This window comes from Phaeodactylibacter sp. (assembly GCF_040219495.1).
Taxonomy (GTDB): Bacteria; Bacteroidota; Bacteroidia; order Chitinophagales; family Saprospiraceae; genus Phaeodactylibacter.
Genome location: NZ_JAVJSK010000033.1, coordinates 1 through 20,612, shown reverse-complemented (window position 1 = coordinate 20,612; position 20,612 = coordinate 1). Strand labels below are relative to the sequence as shown.

Here is a 20,612-nt window from a genome sequence, read left to right as displayed (position 1 = left end):
GCCGGGTGTCCCTGTCAGGGAGCCCGGTTTTTTCGTGACGGTATTGCTATTGTTTCTTGTTGGCTTTTTTGCTGATCTGCCAGAGCACGCAGGGTTTTCCTGTAAGGTTTTGGCAATTTTCCATTCAGGCTGCTCGTTTGTCCTCCGGTGTTTTGCCACAAGCGGAATACTTGCAGGCGGTTGGCTGGTGCGAATGAGTTGGGCGTATTTCACGCTTGGAGACCTTGGGTTTGCTGAGCTTCTACGTTCAATTATTTCTAAAATACTCCACTAGCTGATCAATTGGCCGGTTATACTGTTATCAATAGAGAACCCATCCAAATATAGTCTCAACCTTAAAAGCAGTACTTTTACAATATGGGGGTTAATGTTTTGGCTAGGAGGTCATTAGATATGATGGGTTTTCTGAGATGTGGCGTCGTCATTGTCTGTACTTTGTTTACGGGATATCTGACGGGTCAAACGGAAATCCCGACCTACCGGCTGCAAGGAAAACTGAAAACCAACGTAGTATTTGACGACTCCCTCTATACCTTTGCTCAGCCAGGCGATGCTATTCAGCAGCTTCAGCCTTTAATGACCGGGGGCGAGGTGCTAAGCAATGACGGCAAATGGTCTGCCATCCGGCTGATCAATGAAAGCCCGTTAACACAGCGTGCTACTTTGCGGTTTTGCACTTATGCCGATGCGGCCCGTTTGCTGGTGGTGCAGGACGAGACCCTGATCGATCAGCAGTACAGTAGCTACACGATGGACAACCTTGACGAACGCCTGCCCTCCGCCTATGAGTACTTGTGGGTCAACATAGAGCCGGGGAAAGAACAAACGCTGTATTTTCAAGTCGATTATATCGAGAATACACCACCTGAGCACTTCTCCCACCTGACCCTTTTGCCCCAAATCCCCAAGGTCAACGATTTAATCAATCAGTTGACCTGGCAGGCTTTTTATTCTGGTTTGCTGGTATTGCTTGCGGTTCTGGGGGGGCTGATGGCGTGGGTTTTTCGGGAGCGGGTCTTTCTGTTTTATACCGGTATAATGCTAAGTGCGACCCTTTATTTTGCTGACCGGTACGGGCTCCTTGTTCTGTTGGCGCAATTTCCAAAGCTAACTGACTCTTTGCCCATGATCATTTTTGCGCTATCTGGTATTGTGGTGTTCGCCGGGCTGTTTGTGACTGATTTCCTCCAGATGCGACAACAAATGCCGCGGTATTATAAAGTGTACGCCTGGTTTTCCGGATGGACAGCGGTATCGCCCTATCTGCTTATTTTAGTACTCAATGACTTTCAGGTTGCCCGGGTGGTCACCGATATGTGTCTCGGGCTTTGGGCCCTGCTGAGCATCTTTCCAGTTGCCCGTCTGGCCAGGAAAGGTCAAAGCACAGCCCGCACTCTGATGTGGCCTTTCGTTATTCTGTTTGTCGGCGGAATGTTGTTCCTGTTGGACAATTCAAATATACTTTCCGGGGTGTTTGGGCTGCGGTACAGTTTTCAGGTTGGACTGTTGTTCTTTTCCGGATTCCTGTTTTTCATTTTATTTGAACGGGTCACCACGCTACGTAAAAAGAAAGAACAGTTTGAAGAGCTCAGCGCCCTGAAGACCAGGTTTTTTACCAATCTTTCCCATGAGTTCCGCACGCCACTGACTCTCATGATGGGGCCTTTGCAGCAATTGCTGGAAGGGAATCCAGAGCCAAGGGAACGACAGTTGATGGAAATTGCTTTACGCAATGCCAATAACCAGCTTTATCTGGTAAATGAGCTCCTGGAGTTATCCAGGCTGGAAGCAGGAAAAATGGAGCTGAGAGCCAGCCAACAGGATGTCGTCCCTCTGGTGTACAGCTTGGTCTTCGCCTTTGAATCCCTGGCAGAGGACCGGGAAATCCATCTTTCCTTCAAGAGTGAGCAGCCTTCGGTTCACTTGTACTATGAAGCGGGCAAACTGGAAAAGGTGGTTAATAATTTACTTTCCAATGCCTTGAAATTTACGCCTTCCGGAGGCAGCGTGAGTGTAGCCTTGTCGCAGCTTGGACAGGAATTATGCCTCAGCGTGTCGGATACGGGGCCCGGCATACCGCAGTCGCTGCAGGATAAAGTCTTTGAACGGTTTTTTCAGGTATCGGCTTCCCCTGAAGTGGGCACCGGTGTGGGACTGGCGCTCAGCCGGGAACTTGTCCGGCTGCATCATGGCCGTATTGAGGTGGAAAGCTTCGAAGGGGAGGGGGCTACGTTCCGGGTTTTCCTACCGTTGGGAAGCGGGCATTTACGACCGGAAGAGCGGGTGGAGTCACCTATGCAGTCAGGTACTGTACTTGCAGCTCCGTTACAGACCACAGAGGAAATACCTTATCAGAAGGTTCATGCCTCCACTCAACCGGACGCTACTGTACTGCTGATCGAAGACAACGATGAAGTCCGGGCGTTTATCCGGCAACGGCTGGACACGGCGTTTAAGATTATTGAAGCCAGGGATGGTCAATCCGGCATCGAAATAGCCCGGGAGCACATGCCCGACCTCATCGTGAGCGATGTGATGATGCCCCGCAAAAATGGGTATGAGGTGTGCGCTGCCCTAAAGGGGGATGTCCGCACGAGCCATATCCCCGTCATTCTACTGACCGCCAAAGCTGAGCAAGAGGAGAAACTGCAGGGATTGCGCACCGGTGCTGATGACTATCTGGCCAAGCCTTTCGATGCCGAAGAACTAAGGGTGCGTATTCACAACCTCATTCAACTACGAGAGCAATTGCGGCAGCGTTTCGCTAGTGCGGTAGAGCTGAAGCCCGAGGAGGTATCGGTCAACTCCATTGATCAGGACTTTCTGGAAAGAGCGCTGGAAATCGTGGAAAGCCACTTGGGAGATGAACAGTTTAGCGTTGAATCCCTGGCCCGGCAGGTCGGGATGAGCTCGCCTCACCTCAACCGCAAACTGCGGGCGCTGGTCAATCAGTCTTCCAATCAGTTTATACGCTCCATCCGTTTGCAGCGCAGTGCAGATTTACTCCGGCAGCAGAGTGGGACGGTAGCTGAAATTGCCTTCCAAACCGGTTTCAGCAGCACCGCCTACTTCATCAAATGCTTCAAGGATAAGTACGGGGAAACGCCCGGCCAGTTTGCCAAAAAACAATCAGAAAGCTAGTATTCATAAGGTTTTGATCGGTTTTTGATATATTTTGATCGGTTTTTGATACCCGCCGTCCTGCTCTTCTACCCATCTTTGTACCGTCATCATTGATGATCAGTAAGGCTATCTTGTTTCTGCCTTTCTAAATGATCTATTAACCTTATGAAAAGGGCCGGAAGCCCTTCCAAAAGGCGCTGGCTTCTTCTTAAAATCAATTCAGATGAGACGATTAGTTACACTGTTCACGCTTTTCTTTTTGGGTATGCAGGCGCAGGCTCAAATGACGCTTGAAAGATCAGACTTTACCCTGGAGCCAGACACCCGCGTAGTATACTGGTACCTTGATGAAGAAGGGGTTACGATTCCGGAGTCTGGTGAAGATCTATTGTGGGATTACAGCGGGCTATCAGTAGGTAATGGTTTTTTTACTGACTTTGATGCCAATATGAGTGATGAGTTCCCAGAGTCTCTGTTTACAAGCCCCACTGCCCGCAACTTTTTAGGAGGACTCGCAAGACAGGATGGAACTTCCTATGAGATTCTGAATAATGAAAGCTACGGTCGTGCGGGGATGGTATCTGAGCCAATTGATATTGCCCTGGGTGCGCTCACCGGCGGAACAGAGGATACACTTCGGGTTTTTGGGAAAGTCTACCAATTTGATCCTCAGGAGACTTTTATTCAGTTTCCGCTTCAGTATAATGATAGCTGGTCATATGATCATACGATCACCTCTGATTTTCAGGTTTCTGTTGAGGCTTTTAACCTTGAGAATGTACCAGCGGGCCAGATAACCCGTGATAGTTCCGTTTACGAAGTGTCTGGTTATGGTACACTTCTGTTGCCTAACCCTGGTGGTTCGGGTACGATAAGCGCAGAAGCCCTAATGGTTAAACATACAGAAAGCCTGACATACACTTACCTTCTGGGTGGACAGCCTGCCCCTCAACTGATGCTTGATCTGTTTGGGCTGCAGCAGAGCGAAACATCGACGTTTACCAGATACTCCTTTTATGTAAAGGGGCTTCCTGCTGCTGCCGCCGAAATAGTCCTGGATGAGGAAGGGAATGTTTCCTTTTTTGTGATCCCTGATGATATCCAGGACATCATCAGCTCCACTGCGGAAAAAGCTGTTGAATCTGATGCTTTCAGGGCTTTTCCCAACCCATTACAGGCCGGGCAGCAACTGTCGGTCCATGTACCGGTTGAAGTAGCCAATGGAACTATTGAGCTCCTCGACGCCTTTGGCCGGCCGGTTGCTTCCTGGTCTATGAACGCCACCCAAAACGAAACCCTCCGGTTTGCCCTTCCCAAAACGCTGCACTCAGGGATGTACTTCTACCGAATTACAGATGAAAACAAGCAGGTGAGAGGAAGCGGGAAGCTGCAAGTGATTCACTAATCGGGGTGAGCTTGGGCTAACCGGTATTGGTAGCCGCCCATTTGCCCCGGTTTGGGGCACTTTACAATAAAAAACGCCGGAAAGCCAGCGTTTACAAGGGAAATGATCGGATTTTTATATCATTTGATTCGATTTTGATACCCTTTAGGGTACTTTTCTGCCCACCTTTGTTTCATACTTTTTGATGATCTGCCCGCCTTGGTGTTCAATCGTAATCGGGCATTGAAACCCTTCCTTTTCAGGTGGCCTGGTTTCAGGAAATGAATAGGGGAGCATTATCATTATTTTGTTCAACACATGGAAAGTGATCACCGGGCCATTCCGTTAGCCCAGATCTTCTTTCCGAAAAATTATTCCAATGAGGTCATTAATTACACTGTTTACGCTTTTGTTTTTAGGCACACAAATGGAGGCCCAAATTACAATCGAAAGGTCTGATTTTAACCTGGAATCCGGTATGCGTGTCGTCGGCTGGAATCTTGATTATTCAAATGCTAATTTACCGGAAGAGGGCGAAGGGTTGGTCTGGGACTATAGCGATTTGCTCTTGACGGACACCTTGGCATCAGATTATAGTACACCATCCAATGCTTTATTCCCGGAAGCCAACTTAACAGACATGGCCTCTCGTCAGGCACTTGGTGGTGTTGGTAATCAACCTGGAAATTCCTATTACCTACTCGACGATACAGGGCATGGCCCCATTGGTGAAGTCTATGGAGCACTTGACGTTCCCCTGGTGACCTTTACAGGGGGGGCAGAAGATGTTTTGAAAATATTGGAAACAGAACATGACTTCATGGAGCGTAAGTCAACGATACAATTTCCACTTAATTTCAGCGATTCCTGGGCTTATGACATAACTACTGAAACGGACTACCTGGTAACTGTATCTGCGTTTAGCTTACAAAATACTCCTGCAGGTCAGATGACCCGTGACAGTGCATTCTGCTCCGTAGTCGGGCACGGTACACTGATACTTCCAAATCCGGATGGTTCAGGCTCTGTAAGTATGGAAGCCCTGATGTTAAAGCGCACACGTGCCATCACTTTTAACTATACCCTTGGCGGGCAACCTGCACCTCAGATAATGCTCGATTTATTTGGCTTGCAACAAGGGGAGGTACAAAACCTTACCCGCTACTTTTTCTACGCCAAGGGCCTGCCACGCTCTGCTGCAAATATCAGAGTGAATGCCCAGGGTGATATTGATTTTTTTACCATCTCTGAGGAGATTAAGAACCTGATTACTTCTTCATCTGAAGCAGAGGCTGTAACTTTTAGTACGAAAGTATTCCCTAATCCCGTAAGGGCGGGTGAAATGCTTTCTGTTGAAATCCCTGAAGGGCTGCAAAAGGGGAGTATTGAATTATTAGATATGAGTGGAAGGGTGGTTTTTAGTACTCAAATTGGCGCAGGTCAAAGTACAGCTGCCGTTTTGTCTTTGCCGGTACAGCTACCGGGCGGATCCTACATTTACAGAATCTCAGACACAAATAAAGAAGTAAGGGGAATCGGGAAGCTGCAAATCATTAGATAAGCTCTTCCCAAATGATCAGGCTGCCTCGTCCGGATTCCGGGCGGGGCAGTCGTTTTTAGAGCTTGTTGGGGTTTTGCTTTTGGAGCGAACCTCTGGCAAGAGGAGCCCAAAGTGTAAAATCCCAACACACTTTTAGAGCGTGTTGGGACTTTAGTAATCGGCCTACAAACTACACTTTTTCGCTTATACTTCGTCCCGAAAATCCTCATTTAGCTAAGGCTAAACTCCGGTTTTCGTGCCTCGTATAACCAAAAAAATGTTAGTTTTCGACTAGAAGAAAAAAGTCCCAACACGCTCTTAGTCAGGGGGCGACCTTGGAGCCAAGATCTGACGGGCGGGCTATCACCCCTCAATCGGCACCGTCCCATACCTCTTCCCCTTTTTCGTATTCTTGATCAGCCAGTTCAGCCGCTTCTGCGCCTCCTCCCGCCGCCGCTCCCCGCACTCTTTGATCCAGCCGATTTTCAGGCGCCGGTAGAGCTTGGGGAAAGCTTGGAAGTTAGCCCACACTTCATCGTCTTCGCGAAGCTGGGCTTCCACCCAGTCGGGGATGTCCCAGGGATCATCCGGACTGCCGATTTGGTCTTCGATGGGGGCAATGCCGGCGGGCGTCATCAGCCCCTCGCGCTGTAGCTTCCATACCCGCTGCCGGTTGAGCTCAGAGAGGAAGGTCTTCTTCTTGCGGCGGGGCGTGATGCGTTGGACGTTACTCTCTTTGTCCAGTTTTTTTACCACTCCGTCTATCCAGCCGAAGCAGAGGCATTCTTCCACCAGCTCGTCGTAGGTGATGCAGGGCTTACTGGCCGCTTTTTTGAAGCGGCGCAGCCAGATTTCGGTTTTGGTCGTGTGGTGCGTTTCCAGCCATTGCCGCCATTCCGGGCGGGCCTTGGGGTAGAAGATTTCGGTGATTTCGACGGGCATGATTGGTGTTGTTGAGCTTCAATTTACAAAAGCCGGGGAAGAAATCTTAAAAAAAATCCTAAGGGTTTCAATCCGCTGCGGTTGCACCTTCCGTAAGTATTACTGAAATCACGATTTAAAGACGGCAACAGCCCACCCGGGTTGACCAGGGTGCCGCCATAACGGCAACCCCTGGTTAGCCACTGTAGTACCCGTCCGGCTCGTGATGCTTTAATTTTCTCACCTAAATCAGACAGTATGAATGTATTTAGACTTGCGGTCTGCGCCTTGCTGAGTATACTGCTCGGCAGCGACTTGATGGCATCAAGCCACCGCGAAGCTCCGCTGATTGCAAACGATCCGCTGGCAGATAATACGGACGTTTACGCTTTCAGGAGCCCCGATGACCCCAACACCATTACTATTATTGCCAATTACATCCCGGCCGAACTTCCCCACGGCGGGCCGAACTACTACACGTTTGGGGAAAACATCCGGTATGAAATCCACATCGACAACGATGCCGGAGTGGCGGGCGATGAGATCATCTACCGTTTCACTTTCCAGAAAGTGAATGAAGACCCCACCACCTTCTTTAATATCCGTTTGGGGCAGCAGAACCTCAAGACCACCTACACCATGGAGCGGAGTATGGACGGTGGTGCCTCCTTTGAAACCATTGTTCAGGGTGGTATCGTACCGCCCAACGATATTGGTCCGCGGTCCATCGAAAGTGGGGTAGGGCTCGGTACTACCTACGCCAGCCTGATGAGCGAAGCGATTGCCCAAACTCCAGATGGAGAGCAGGTCTTCTGCGGCCCGGTAGACGATCCCTTCTTCGTAGACCTTGGCGGTATTTTTGACCTGGGCAATGCTCCGCGTCAGAATGGTGCTGCCCGCGACGGGCTGGGCGAGTTCAACGTACATACCATCGCCATTCAGATTCCGATCGCTATGCTGCTCAAAGACGGAGCTGCTGACACACCGTCTGGTATTCTGGACCCCGATTATGTGATCGGTGTTTGGGCATCAGCTAGCCGACCGGCAGTCCGCACACTGGGCATGCTGGGTGCCGCCCCCGAAGACAGTGGCGACTGGGTGCAGGTTTCCCGCCTGGGTATGCCACTGACCAACGAGGTCGTCATCCCAATTGGTATGAAGGACTATTGGAACTCCCTGACCCCCTACGAAGAAATTACAGACACCGTACTGGATAAGTTTTTCTTCAATCCGGAGTTGGCGCTGTACATGGACGATGATCAGTTTGGTCCGGCCGTACCTGCTTTTGCGCCACTGCGCATACAGCGCAATTCGTTACAACGCTTTGATTTCGGCAACGGGATGGACGGGCTTTACCCACTGAAAGGCACTGCGGCAGTAGCCGGTACCGCATTGGACGATCAGGTGTTTGGCAGCTTATTGCTGCCCGGGCCGGGGATGCCACGGTCAGTAGACCTCTGGCCGATCTTTCACACCGGTGTGCCTAATGTCATTCCTTACCAGCTAGCGACAGGAAAAGAAGGCAATCCCTTGGCTGCCGGGAAGCCCTTTATCAATAATTTCCTGCCAAACGGTGGCGATATGCTGCGCCTGAATATGGCCGTACCAGTCACCGACCGGGCAAGCGCAGATTTCAGCCCGCTGGGGATTGTAGCTGCAGCCGTAGCCGGGCTTACTGACCCGACCTACAACGGGACGGCTGATCTGGAATTTATCCCCAATATGGATGGCTTCCCTAATGGCCGCCGGTTGGAGGACGATGTCACCCGTATCGAATTACAGGCCGTTGGTGGTGTTGCCCTTGCAGCGATCGGGCTCTGGTACGATGATTACACTGCAGGAGACCCTAATCCAGTGACGGATGACCTGTTGGGTGTACTCACTTACACGACCGGCGTGGAGGAAAACGACAAGCCATTCAACAATTCCTTCCCGTATCTGGCTGCGCCCTGGCGCGGTACAGAAACCGATCAGTAATAGCGCCCATTACCTCAATCAAAAAGAAACTTTATGTTATACCATAGATTCAAATTTATTCTATCAGTGGTGCTCGCCCTGCTCTTTTGTGGCAGCGAGGCACTGCAAGCTTCCAGCCACCGGGAAGCCCCCCTCATCTCTAATGACCCGCTGGCGGACAACGTGGATGTGTATGCTTTCCGAAGCCCCGACAATCCCCGTAATATTGTCCTTATTGCAACGTATGTGCCTATGCAACTGCCTCACGGTGGCCCCAACTACTATCAGTTTGGGGAGAATATCCGCTACGAGATTCACATTGATAACGATGCCAGCAAACCGGGTGATGAGATTGTCTACCGCTTCACTTTTGAAAAAAAGAATGAAGACCCGACCACTTTCTTCAACATCCGTCTGGGCCAGGAAAACCTCATGACCCGCTATACGGTGGAAAAAAGCATCAACGGCGGTGGGTTTATCCCCATCCTGGTGAATGGGAAAGTACCCCCCAACAATATCGGCGCACGTTCGATATCTTCACCGGTAGGCTTAAATGCAGACTATGCTGAGCTTTTTGAAGACGCGGTCCGCTCTGCGCATACCGGGGAGAAGATTTTCGCCGGCCCTGTAGATGACCCTTTCTTCGTGGACCTTGGCGGTATATTCGACCTTGGTGATGCCCCTCGTCAGATGGGTGCCCCCCGGGACGGACTAGCCTGCCTCAACACAAGTGCTATTGCTTTGGAAATCCCCATTCAGTTTTTGCTGAAGAAAGGTGCGCCAAGAAGCCCGGAGAGCATCCTGGACCCGAACTACGTGATTGGCGTGTGGGCCTCTGCCAGCCGCCCGCGTATCCGTACCCTAGAGCCGGGTAGCGAATCCTACGACGGAGACTGGGTGCAGGTTTCACGTTTGGGCATGCCCCTGACCAACGAAGCCGTCATCCCGGTAGGTATGAAAGACTACTGGAATGCGCTGACGCCTTACCAGGAACTCGAAGACACCCTGTTGGACAATTATTTCTACAACCCGGAGCTGGCATTGTATATGGATGATGACCTCTTCGGTGGTGCAGTGCCCGCCTTTGGCCCACTGCGCATACAACGCAATTCCCTGCAATCGTTTGACTTTGGCAACGGACAGGATGGCTTGTTCCCACTCAAAGGCACCGCTGCTGTAGCAGGTACGGCCCTGGATGATGATATCTTTGGGACCCTGCTTTTGCCCGGGCCCGGCAAACCCCGGTCTGTAGACCTCTGGCCTGCATTCCATACGGGTGTACCTAATGTGCCCCCTTACCAGTTGGCAACAGGTAAAGAAGGGAACCCACTGGCAGCGGGCAAACCCTTTGTCAACAATTTCCTGCCCAACGGCGGGGATATGCTGCGCCTCAATATGGCGGTGCCGGCCACCCCGCGCGACAATCCTGCCTTCAGTTCCTTAGGGCTGATTCAGGCAGCAGTGCTGGGCCTTACCGATCCGGCTTACAATAGTACGGCAGACTTGGAGTTCATTCCCAATATGGACGGCTTCCCAAATGGGCGGCGGCTGGAAGACGATGTTACGCGTATCGAGCTGCAGGCCGTCTCGGGTGTCGTATTGGCAGCCATTGGCCTGTGGTACGATGACTATACTGCCGGAGGTGCCAATCCGGTAACAGAGGATCTCGTTGGGGTGCTGTCTTACACCACGGGCGTGGAAGCCAATGACAAACCCTTCCGTCCGGAATTCCCCTACCTGGCGATGCCATTTGCAGGAGATAGTGACTGTAGTGGTACCATTGCCGGGCTGACTGCCCCCGGGCCTCAGGCTTCTGCCCTCAGCCTTTCGGCTAATACCGCCGGTCAGGAAAACATGATGGCCGCTGCGCCCAACCCTTTCCAGGGGCAAACCACCCTTCAGTACCGCCTGGAAAGCCCTCAGCAGCTCACCATCAGTCTGTTTGATGTCAATGGCAAGCAGTTATCTACGCTGGTGAATGGCCCGCAGGATGCTGGCACCTACACAGTCGACTGGCAGGCCGGGCAATATCCGGAGGGCCTCTACTTTGCAAGAGCTGTCTCTGGTAATGGTGAGACGTTGCAGATTATCAAATTGGTGAAGACGAATTAGTAATCTGTAGAGTATGAAAAGCTGCTTGTGCAGAAATGAGCAAAAAGGCTATCTCCCCTCTGGCTGGGAAGAACATTCGACTTCTCCGAAGTCGACCAATGCTTACTGGCTTGGCTCCACTTTTCATTTCATACTTGACAAAGTAATAGTGAGGGGGAACCCTTTGAATTTACCAAAGGTGACTCTAATTTTCTGAGACCGCGCGGGGCAGTCTGCCCCGCGCGCTTCTTTAAAAAAACAATAACATGAAATCGATATACTCCTTATTGACCATAGGCTTACTGGCCCTCCTGATGACCAACTGCCAGCAAGCTCCCCAACCTAAAGATAATACCACAACGACCTCTAAAGCAGCGGTACCTGAGTTATTGGACCGCAGTGAACCCCTTCGCAACGGTAAAGAATGGGAAACGGTACAGAATCAATACGTAGGTCTTCGTATGGCTATTCAGAACGAAGAGGCGGCAGAGGCCCGGATCAAGATGGCCCACCTTTTTATCAATGAAGCCCGCATAACCGGTGAGCACGGGCACTATTACCCGGCGGCGTTAGCCATCCTTTCGGAGATTCCGGCAGACCACCCCGATCAGGATATCCGTTTCCGGAAACTGGCTACACGGGCAAGTGTGGAGCTGTCCCTGCATGACTTTGCCCAAGCCCTTGAAACCGCTGAAGCAGCAGTGCAACTCAATCCCTACAACGCCCAGATTTACGGAGCGCTGGTGGATGCCAACGTCGAGCTGGGCAATTACGAAGAAGCGGTAGTTATGGCCGACAAAATGGTCAGTATACGCCCCGATATGCGGTCCTACGCCCGGGTCGCCTACCTGCGCGAAATACACGGTCAGGTGGACGGTGCCTTTGAAGCCATGCAACTGGCGGTGGACGCGGGTTTCCCCGGGTATGAAGCCACCGCCTGGGCCCGCCTGACACTGGCCGAAATGTACGAGCGTTATGGTAAAACAGCAGCTGCCCGGCAAACCTATCAGCAAATTCTGGCAGAGCGCCCCGGCTATCCTTTTGCCATCGCCGCCCTGGCCAACCTGGAGGCCGAAGCAGGAAATTACGAAGAAGCAGAGCAGATGCTGAAAACAGCCTGTACCGCGATCCCCGAGTTTGGCTTCTACGAAAAACTGGCCGGAATTTACAAGGCTACCGGGCGGGAAGCGGCTTTCCAACAAACGATGGATGAACTCTGGGTGATGCTGAAGGAAGATACCGACAGTGGCCACGACATGAGCCTGGAGTACGCCAATCTGTATTCTGATTTGGCGGAGAACCACAATAAAGCCCTGACTTACGCTCTGGGCGAATACGAAAAGCGCCCCGCTAATATTGATGTGAACCGGGTGCTGGCTAAAATCTACTCCCGGATCGGAGAAACAGAAAAGGCGAGCCTGCACCTTGAAAAAGCTAAAGCTACTAAAGCACAGTACCCTGAGCTGAATACGATTGCTCAGCAACTGGCTAGCCGGTAATGATACATAATAAGGTTGGATGAATGTGCCCTGAATGGCGTTAGTACGCTATTTGGGGTACTTTTTAGTAGTATCAACAGCACACCTCCAAACCCGCATCAGTGCCAAACTTGATGCGTCGGGGATCATTACAGGGTTAAAATAGCTCATTTTTCCCACTGCACTGACCCGACGCATCAAGTCTACTAATAATCCCGGAATACCCGGCTGGCATTTCGGTTGAAGTTATCCATCACATCGTTGCCGCCGAAGGGGTCGTCACCGTTGAGCTCGTTGGCCGGTGCATTGCGGTAGAGCTCTCTGAGCCAGCTCGGATTGCTGCGTTCACCGATAGCAGTGGAGTGCAGCAGCGTATAGTCTCCGGGGGAGAGGGAAGGGTTGTAGAAAACAAATTTCACGTTATTTTGATTAGTGGCCGGGAACTCGTAGTAGGTCCATATCTCATAGGGTGGGGCAGAAGGCTCCTGATCGCGCATCTCCATATCGTCTGGCTGCCCGTATTTGAGGTAGTAATAGCCGCGGTCGGTTTCAAAACCGTGGCGGAAGCCCGAATCGTACATTTGGTCTACGGCACGGGCAATTTCCATATATTTATCGTAAGCCGCCTGAGGGTTGTTGGGCGCTTGCCCCGCCCAATAACTGAACAGGTAAAGCCGTTGCCCTTCAATGTTTTCTTTTTTGATCATAATGTCAACGGCCTCCACATCGTTCTGCGGAATTTTGGGGGTCAGGGCACGCAGGCTGTATTCCAATTCTTCCTCATCGAGCATTTGTACAAACTCCTCCCTGACGTCAAAATCCACCATCTCAACAGGGGCCTCCTCCAGGAATGGGTTGCTACGCTGAAAGAAGACCGTTTTCCGGCTCAACAGCCCTTTGGCCCGGTCCCTGACTTCCACAATGAGGGTGTAATTGCCGGAGGGCAGCTCCGTGATATCCATACCGATCAGTACTGGAACAACAGGAGCGGGCTTCTGCCTTTTGTGGCCGATCATAATCGGTTTGGCATTTTCTTTATTCGCTGGCTCTATGGAGTAACTCACCAGGTAATCTTCGCCCAGTACTTTTTCTGAATTGTACACTTCGTTGTAGAAAATCAGGCGGGAAGCCCTGCGGTTGTAAAAGTTGAAAGGCAAAGGCTCCATTTTGATGCCGTTCTTGACGAACATGCTCTGCTCACCCGCTTCCGCTTTGTCGTAGCTGGAAAGCAGGGTTAGGCCCGACTGGCAGATATCCGTTTCAGAGAACCCGATGTTAAAGTCGGTATTGTATTCTTTGGCATTGCCTTCTTCGTTGAGGTCAGACACCGCCACTACGAGGTCGTATTGACCGGGGTCGAGTGCAAAGCGTTTTAAATCAATAAAGTCGATCCTGTTTTTGGTGAGGGGGCTGTTGAGGGCGTATTTGTCAAATTTGATAATTTCGTCCCCTTGCTTGAATAAGATAACCACCTCAACATTCGCCTGATAGAGACTGTCCGGCATCTCTTTAAAGGCAACAGTCTGCCCTGCAATGTGCAGGTACACCTCTATGTAGGGGTTGTCAGGGGTCTTGAATGTTGCAAAAGAAATGCTGGCATCTATCGCAAAAAGCCCAATAGAAAAGCAAATACTGGCAACGATGGTCAGGATAGACTTTTTCATAACTGAATAGTTTGATTCAACTTACAATAAATATAGCAGTTTCGCCCGTACCCCGGAGGGTAAAATGCGTGAATGTCGGCTTCGCGTAGGTGATGATGCCTGCAGGGCGGGTGAGTGCGGTCCGGCAATCCCACTTTTACCCTTGCAAAAGCTAACAAATAAGGTGGGGCAAAGGTTATGCGTAGCTCAACCGTACCCACACATATCTGATGCGTTGTATTCACACTCCTGATTGAAGAAGAGAGGCGGCAAAAATCCCCGAAAGGGAGTAGCTTTGTGATGTTGTGGAATAAGCTCTGTTATTAAAATATGCCATGCCTATGCTAGGCTTAGAGCGTGTTGGGACTTTAGTAATCGGTCTGTAAACTGCACTTTTTCGACTAGAAGACCAAAATCCCAACACGCGCTTACTTTGTCTGGGAATAAAGGTCATCGGCAACTTTTATCCGGTTGTACTGCAGCGGCATCACAGAATGCGTCTGAACCGGATCAAAAGGCGCTTGCCGGTAGCTTGATCAGGGGGCGGTACCGTAGCGGCCCGAGTCTCTGTTGAGTAATTTTCAGCCGGTTGGGTTTCAAAACAGCTGCTCATGCATAAAGGGGATGAGGGCGAAAATCAGCGGCTGAATATAGAGCGCCTCCCGGCTTACCAAACCATTGGTGAGCAATCCGACAGCCCCTCCCTTGTGCTTGGTATTGTGTTCTTCGAATAAGGCGTCCATGACCGGCCCCAGCTCTTCACCGGCTTCTATGCTGGCAATAACCTTTCGGGGCATAGGGAAGCTGGCACTCCTCGCGCTATACTCCCGGCTGTCAGTCCGCACGCACATCCATCCAAAAGCCTGCATGCCCAGCCCCTGAGCATTGGCAACTCCGCCTTCCAGTCCGACCCAGAAATCAGCATGAGGGTGGGCTTGCTGCGCTCGTTGGGCCCGTTGCCGGGCACCGAGGAGGGTTTCTGAATCTGTAAGCGGCTGATCGCGGACACCGGAAGGGACATCCACCCCGGTTATTGACAAGCGCAAATCAGGGAAGGCCTTTTTGAAAGCTTGTTGAACTGCAGCTTGTTTCACCGGATTGAGTGAGGCGACGACTACCTTAATTTCAGACATAAAAGCGGGGTCTATTCTTGATTGGCCGTAGCGCGCAAGAGTTGAAACTGAAAAGGTGTATCTCTCAATTCCGTTTGCAGTACCAGGGTGCTGTCTGTGATGGAGGATACGGTATAGGCAATGACGTTGCCATCCTGGTTTTGCTCAATAGCCTGGCCTGAAATCAGGTAGGAGCTTTCCCCTTTTGCGACCGGGAGGTTGGTACGCATGATGCCAGTTGCGTCAAATTCGAAATAAAGATCAGCCAGAGAGCGGGTAGGCTCGCCATTGCGGGTGGCTTGCTGCAATTCCCACCTGCCGGGGAGCAGCTCCTGTATGTTTTCCGGTTCATCGGCGCAGGAAACCGCCAGCAGCATCAAGCCGATGCCTAGCAAAAAGGCGTAGGAAATTCGCTTAGAGTTCATAGTCATCCAAAATGATTTATTGGCAAAAGTACCAATTATTTTGAGCTGTCCCCGCTATTCTTCGTCCAAAAAACAAGACGGGGAGAATCTTGAAAACTGCCGGGTACCGGTTGAAGTCAAAAAAAGGCACGAGTGTTTAACCGGAGACGAATTAGTTCGTAAACGAACAGATATTTCGAGAATGTTAATTCAATTCAGGAATATTCATTTATTTTGAGCGCTGCTCAATTCTAACACCCTGTCGCTGAAGAAATGATAATATATGGCTAAAGGAACTGAAATTGATGACCTGGATAGAAAAATCCTTTCCATCCTCATGCGGAATGCTAAAAAACCCTACACGGATATTGCCAAGCAGCTCTTTGTCTCCGGTGGCACCATCCATGTACGTATGAAAAAACTGGAGGATGCCGGTCTCGTCAAAGGCTATCATCTGGCTGTCGACCCCGGCAAGTTGGGCTATGATGTTTCCGCCTTCCTGGGGATTTATCTTGATAAAAGCTCGCTCTATGAAGATGTAGCGCTTGAATTGGCTAAAATCCCGGAAGTGGTGGCGGCGCACTACACTACGGGCCTGTATTCTATTTTCGCAACCATTGTTTGCCGGGATACCAAACACCTCAGGGATGTCCTTCACGATAAGGTGCAAAAGATTAATGGCATACAGCGTACAGAAACTTTTATCTCCCTGCAGGAAAGCATCAACCGCCCTATTCATATCACGGATGAGCCTTTTCCGGAGGAATCGGAAGAGGAGGGTTAATGCTTTTTCAAGTATCAAATGAAGAGGGTAGCCAGGCCAGTACGCACTGGATGACTTCGGAGAAGTCATCTGTTATCCTCAGCCGTTGGAGAGGGGCCCAGGCAAGGTTGAGCGCCGAAATTGCCCGCTTTATACAGGGTAACCTCAGGCGCTGCCCTGCTCTGTCAGCCTGCCGGAGAAGTACTCAACTGCTCTTAGGCTTACTGAACTTTTACGCTTAATTCCTTCCGGAACACTCCACTAGCGCATCAGCAAAGCGTGGCCGCCTATCGTCTTCCGGGTGCCGGTGGTGAGTTCCAAAATAGCCATATAGGTGTATACGCCGGGGTCCATCGGCTGACCGCGGAACGTGCCATCCCAGCCCAGCCGTTCACTGTTGGGTGGGAAATCCCGGGCCTCAAACATCAGCCCGCCCCACCGGTCAAAGACGCGGAAGGTCAGCACCTTAGCCACCTGATGGGCATTAGCATAAACATTCAGCTGGTCATTCACCTGGTCGCCATTAGGCGAAAAGGCGGTTGGGATAAAGATATCTATGGACTCATCCAGGGTTATGGAAATGCTGACCTCAATCGAGCATCCATATACATCGACCACGCGGAGCGTATAAGTCTGTGGCTGTGTGATATTAACTTCCGGGAAGGGGCAGTCAAAACAGCTGAGCCCGATTGAGGGCGTCCACCGAATACTGGCGATCAGGCTTAATGGAATATTGAAGACGGGGCGGATGGTATCCGGTTGCCCAAGGTTTATTTCCATGGTGGCGGGCAGGTTCACCAGTTGTTCGTAGGTGGCGGGCCAGCGGATGTCCTGTTCTACTTCACAGTCCATTGCATCCAGTATAGATATGGTGTATTCTTCTCCGGCGGTCAACTGATCCAGTAATTCGGCTCCACCAAACGGGGCACCGTCAATGGAAAAGAGGTATGGGGGCGTACCACCGGTTGGCCTGGCGTCAATAGCACCGGAGGCGATGGCTTCGCAATCAAACTCCAGGGGCTCAAGGGGAGGGGGCGAGCTAATTGTAAAGGTGGCTTCCGCTTCGCAACCGCTATCGTCCGTCACTAAAATGACGTAGGAACCTGGGCTCAGGTCTTTTCGTTGGAGGTCCGGAGCGGGCGTATCCAGCCAAAACCAATCGTAGGGCGGGGTGCCTCCATTCAGGGTTGCGGTAATCTGCCCGTCAGCCACGCCAGAGCAGGTGGCATCTTGTGTGGTGGCGCTCACGTTTATGGTGTTGACCTCCACCAAAGCCGTACCGCTGGCCTCGCCCTCACAACCTGAATCAGCAACCCAGGTTAATTCATGAGTGCCCTGTAGGACGGCGGGCAGTTGGAAAGGCGACTGCAGGATTTGCTGTACATCAAACTGCTGTCCTGCTACCTGATAGCCTAGCTGCCAGGGAGGAGTACCTTGGAGATCGACGTTCAGCCAGGCGGTATCGCCCTGGCAAATCTGCCCATAACCACTGAGCACCGCCGTGGGTGGGGGCGTGGTAAAGGTATAGGCAGAATCCACTTCCGTATTGCCGCAGGCATCCGTCACGGTCAGGAAATAAGGCCCGGTATTGTCGGCAGACACTGTAATCGCGTTGCTGCCGGCCCCGGTACTCCACTGATAAGTAAACCCGCCTGTCCCCCCTTCGATTTGGGCGGGCATGATGTTCGTGCTATTCTCGCAAACGGCTACATCTGCCACGGTAAGGTCAAAGCCGGGGCTGTCGGTAATGTACATGGTGGTTGAATCGGAGTAGCAGGCGCAGGGGATATCGAGCTTCAGGTCAATTTGTTCGAGAGGTTCCACCAGCCCGTCATTGATCAGCTCAACGGGCAGGGCCACGTAGTTTTGGTGGGCAGGAATCGTGATGCTGCCAGGCAGGGATGTGAAGTCAACACCTTCTTCGGCTGTACTGCTGCTGCTGATCAGGTAGTTGACCGACAGCGGGAAGCTATCGTCGGTATCGGGGGCACGTTCAAACTTGAAATAATTGCCGGAACAGCCTTCCAGAGCCGGGTCTTGCGGTGTCGCTCCGGTGCCTGCGCTTACTTTCACTTCTCCGCCCAGATTAAAACTTTCAGCCTCCAGGAAAACCGCAGAATCGAAAAAATTATCGCCAACATCCGAGACGACGAGCCGGATATGGTATGTCTCGCAAGGGATCAGCTTAAGCACAGCGGTGAGCCGGGTGGTAAAGCCATCGTACTCTATGAAGGGGTGATAGGCACCGGAAGGGATGGAAATATCGCACACGTTTGCGTCTGTAGCGAGCTCGTTGTGCACATAAAGCTGTGCATTATCCTGATAATTGACGGAATTAATGCTTACGTAGTCAGAGGTGCCTGGCAAGATGGCAACGTTTTCTGCATTATCAGAAAAACTCCCGTTGATACCGGGGCCGGAAATGAAGAACCCGAAAACATCGTTGTAGATGCTCCCCACAAATTCGCAGTATTCCTCAGAAGCAAAAACATAACGGAAAGCCACGGTGGAGTCAAGGGGGGTGAAGTCAAACTCAATCCCCACTGCATCCTTTACCGCCCCGGTAGCCATCAGGTTGAGGTCGGGGTCGCCATTTGTATCGTTGAAGTTGCCGGAAAGGTCGGTATAGTCATTGGGCCCATGTGCGTTTTCCGTAGGGCCAGTAGAGAGGATCACCCCCCGCTCCATGCCGATGCTGCTCGCGCCATCTTCAAAGTAACCGATGCCTTCTTCATTGCCGATGGCCTGAATATTCGTGATGGTATTGCAGGCGCCGTTTACAAAAACGTCCTGTACCAGTTCCTCTACCGTATAGCTGTTGTCAGTAATGATCCCATTAGAAGGTAGGGCATAGGGTGGGCGCTCAGACCAAGAGCTTCCAGCAAGTGCAAACAGCACCAACGCAGTCCAAAAGCTAATTTTTGCCAACCTATGCATATCGAAAATCTAAAGGTTATAGGAATCTGCTGTAGCAAAACGAATAAACGCGTTACCACAGATTCAATAACGGAAAAGTAAACAAATTTAACGGATAAATCGACAGGTTGCCAGGGGGGCTTCAGCGATAATGATGCCGGAAAGATAGGGTTAATTTATGAGAAAAATGTATGCGTATAACCACGAATTTGTGACAAGCTAAGTTTATCAGGGATTATTGTTGGGAGGGCTGCTTGAACGTTCCAATTAAATACCTTACCTTTGCACCCGTTAAAAACCCATCGCTTGATCTCAAGTTACGTGGGTATGTTTTCACCACAATAATTTTAACAAGCCAATGGCAGTTAAGATGCGTTTACAAAGGAAGGGCCGCCGCAAGCGTCCTTTCTACCACATCGTTGTTGCAGACGGACGCGCACCGCGCGATGGTCGCTTCATCGAACGACTGGGTTCTTATAACCCAATGACTAAGCCTGCGACGATTGAAATCGACCGGGACAAAGCTTTCGACTGGTTGCAGAAAGGGGTACAGCCTACTGATACAGTACGTGCCATTCTGCGCTTCAAAGGGGTTTACTACAAGCGCCACCTCATGCGGGGTGTAGCTAAAGGAGCCCTTACTGAGGAGCAGGCTGACGCGAAGTATCAGGAATGGATTGATAACAAAGAAGCTAAGATCGCAGCACGGTTTGAGCAATCGGCTGCTGAGCATGCGCAGTTGTTATCAAAGCTTTCTGGTACGCCACCACCACCTCCGGCCCCTGAGCCCGAAGAGGTAGCTGAAGAAACCGCACCCGCCGAGGAAACTCCTGAAGCTGAAGCACCTGCTACTGAAACAGCAACGGAAGAAGCTCCTGCCGAGGCAGAAACTGAAGCGCCCGCTGAAGAAGCGGCTGCTGAGGCAACACCTGCAGCGGAGCAGCCTGCGGCTGAAGAAGAGAAAAAAGAAGACTAACCGTAGTTTTCTTAGAGCGTGTTGGGACTTTTGTCTTCTAGTCGAAAACTGTAGTTTGCAGACCGATTACTAAAGTCCCAACGCGCTCTTAATGCAACAGGAAAGAGGGTTTACTGGCAGCAGTAAGCCCTCTTTGCATGATCACAGGTACCTTTGCGGGTTTTAGAGCGTGTTGGGATTTTACACTTCGGGCTACTCTTGCCAAATTTTGTCCTGCTCTTCGTTGTTCTTCGGTCACGTAGCTAAGGCTATGTTCCCTCATCACGCCTTGATCAGAACAAAATTTTGCTGCGTTCGCTCCAAAA

Annotated in this window: 14 protein-coding genes; 8 read left to right on the top strand and 6 right to left on the bottom strand. The window is 51.2% G+C overall.

Annotated elements, in window-relative coordinates:
* Positions 1-393 precede the first annotated feature (393 nt).
* From RIC19_RS04785 to RIC19_RS04775, 3 genes are all read left to right on the top strand, one after another.
* A complete protein-coding gene (locus tag RIC19_RS04785) occupies positions 394-3,141 on the top strand; it encodes an ATP-binding protein (protein WP_350177154.1) in 2,748 nt (915 codons plus the stop codon).
* 205 nt (positions 3,142-3,346) lie between these two features.
* On the top strand, positions 3,347-4,528 hold the full coding sequence (locus tag RIC19_RS04780) for a T9SS type A sorting domain-containing protein (RefSeq protein ID WP_350177153.1): 1,182 nt from the start codon (positions 3,347-3,349) through the stop codon (positions 4,526-4,528).
* Positions 4,529-4,886: 358 nt separating this feature from the next.
* Entirely contained in the window at positions 4,887-6,068 is a 1,182-nt protein-coding gene (locus RIC19_RS04775) for a T9SS type A sorting domain-containing protein (protein WP_350177152.1), read from the top strand.
* A gap of 342 nt (positions 6,069-6,410) precedes the next feature.
* On the opposite strand, the gene RIC19_RS04770 is transcribed toward RIC19_RS04775, so the two are convergent.
* A complete protein-coding gene (locus RIC19_RS04770) occupies positions 6,411-6,989 on the bottom strand; it encodes a YdeI/OmpD-associated family protein (RefSeq protein ID WP_350177151.1) in 579 nt (192 codons plus the stop codon).
* Between the two features lie 237 nt (positions 6,990-7,226).
* Here RIC19_RS04770 and RIC19_RS04765 point away from each other — a divergent pair, with 237 nt between their 5' ends.
* The 3 genes from RIC19_RS04765 (at position 7,227) to RIC19_RS04755 (ending at position 12,514) form a co-directional block, all read left to right on the top strand.
* Positions 7,227-8,945 (top strand): DUF4331 domain-containing protein, encoded by a 1,719-nt coding sequence (locus tag RIC19_RS04765; protein ID WP_350177150.1) that lies wholly within the window; start codon positions 7,227-7,229, stop codon positions 8,943-8,945.
* A gap of 33 nt (positions 8,946-8,978) precedes the next feature.
* The gene (locus tag RIC19_RS04760) at positions 8,979-11,036 is read left to right on the top strand and encodes a DUF4331 family protein (protein ID WP_350177149.1); all 2,058 of its coding nucleotides are present in this window, start codon (positions 8,979-8,981) and stop codon (positions 11,034-11,036) included.
* Positions 11,037-11,281: 245 nt separating this feature from the next.
* Entirely contained in the window at positions 11,282-12,514 is a 1,233-nt protein-coding gene (locus RIC19_RS04755) for a tetratricopeptide repeat protein (RefSeq protein ID WP_350177148.1), read from the top strand.
* A 185-nt stretch (positions 12,515-12,699) separates the two neighbouring features.
* On the opposite strand, the gene RIC19_RS04750 is transcribed toward RIC19_RS04755, so the two are convergent.
* The 3 genes from RIC19_RS04750 to RIC19_RS04740 form a co-directional block, all read right to left on the bottom strand.
* Positions 12,700-14,157, bottom strand: coding sequence for a GWxTD domain-containing protein (locus RIC19_RS04750; RefSeq protein WP_350177147.1), 1,458 nt, complete (start codon positions 14,155-14,157; stop codon positions 12,700-12,702).
* Between the two features lie 575 nt (positions 14,158-14,732).
* Complete coding sequence (gene yjjX / locus RIC19_RS04745; RefSeq protein ID WP_350177146.1) at positions 14,733-15,269, bottom strand: inosine/xanthosine triphosphatase; 537 nt, start codon at positions 15,267-15,269, stop codon at positions 14,733-14,735.
* Between the two features lie 11 nt (positions 15,270-15,280).
* On the bottom strand, positions 15,281-15,673 hold the full coding sequence (locus RIC19_RS04740) for a hypothetical protein (protein WP_350177145.1): 393 nt from the start codon (positions 15,671-15,673) through the stop codon (positions 15,281-15,283).
* A 262-nt stretch (positions 15,674-15,935) separates the two neighbouring features.
* On the opposite strand from RIC19_RS04740, the gene RIC19_RS04735 reads away from it, so the two are divergent.
* Positions 15,936-16,436, top strand: coding sequence for an Lrp/AsnC ligand binding domain-containing protein (locus RIC19_RS04735; RefSeq protein WP_350177144.1), 501 nt, complete (start codon positions 15,936-15,938; stop codon positions 16,434-16,436).
* Positions 16,437-16,676: 240 nt separating this feature from the next.
* Here RIC19_RS04735 and RIC19_RS04730 read toward each other — a convergent pair whose 3' ends face one another.
* Positions 16,677-19,352 carry a choice-of-anchor L domain-containing protein gene (locus RIC19_RS04730; protein WP_350177143.1) on the bottom strand — a complete coding sequence of 892 codons (2,676 nt, stop codon included), beginning with the start codon at positions 19,350-19,352 and terminating at the stop codon, positions 16,677-16,679.
* 349 nt (positions 19,353-19,701) lie between these two features.
* Here RIC19_RS04730 and rpsP point away from each other — a divergent pair, with 349 nt between their 5' ends.
* Complete coding sequence (gene rpsP / locus RIC19_RS04725) at positions 19,702-20,307, top strand: 30S ribosomal protein S16 (protein WP_350177142.1); 606 nt, start codon at positions 19,702-19,704, stop codon at positions 20,305-20,307.
* Between the two features lie 88 nt (positions 20,308-20,395).
* Here the strand turns inward: rpsP and RIC19_RS04720 are convergent.
* The coding region (locus tag RIC19_RS04720) for a hypothetical protein (RefSeq protein ID WP_350177141.1) at positions 20,396-20,612 on the bottom strand (217 nt) is incomplete at its 5' end.

Coding starts and splice junctions, on each gene's coding strand:
- yjjX (WP_350177146.1), bottom strand. CDS start 15,269: ATGTCTGAAATTAAGGTAGTCGTCGCCTCACTCAATCCGGTGAAACAA.
- RIC19_RS04760 (WP_350177149.1), top strand. CDS start 8,979: ATGTTATACCATAGATTCAAATTTATTCTATCAGTGGTGCTCGCCCTG.
- RIC19_RS04775 (WP_350177152.1), top strand. CDS start 4,887: ATGAGGTCATTAATTACACTGTTTACGCTTTTGTTTTTAGGCACACAA.
- RIC19_RS04730 (WP_350177143.1), bottom strand. CDS start 19,352: ATGCATAGGTTGGCAAAAATTAGCTTTTGGACTGCGTTGGTGCTGTTT.
- RIC19_RS04755 (WP_350177148.1), top strand. CDS start 11,282: ATGAAATCGATATACTCCTTATTGACCATAGGCTTACTGGCCCTCCTG.
- RIC19_RS04785 (WP_350177154.1), top strand. CDS start 394: ATGATGGGTTTTCTGAGATGTGGCGTCGTCATTGTCTGTACTTTGTTT.
- RIC19_RS04780 (WP_350177153.1), top strand. CDS start 3,347: ATGAGACGATTAGTTACACTGTTCACGCTTTTCTTTTTGGGTATGCAG.
- rpsP (WP_350177142.1), top strand. CDS start 19,702: ATGCGTTTACAAAGGAAGGGCCGCCGCAAGCGTCCTTTCTACCACATC.
- RIC19_RS04750 (WP_350177147.1), bottom strand. CDS start 14,157: ATGAAAAAGTCTATCCTGACCATCGTTGCCAGTATTTGCTTTTCTATT.
- RIC19_RS04770 (WP_350177151.1), bottom strand. CDS start 6,989: ATGCCCGTCGAAATCACCGAAATCTTCTACCCCAAGGCCCGCCCGGAA.
- RIC19_RS04735 (WP_350177144.1), top strand. CDS start 15,936: ATGGCTAAAGGAACTGAAATTGATGACCTGGATAGAAAAATCCTTTCC.
- RIC19_RS04765 (WP_350177150.1), top strand. CDS start 7,227: ATGAATGTATTTAGACTTGCGGTCTGCGCCTTGCTGAGTATACTGCTC.
- RIC19_RS04740 (WP_350177145.1), bottom strand. CDS start 15,673: ATGAACTCTAAGCGAATTTCCTACGCCTTTTTGCTAGGCATCGGCTTG.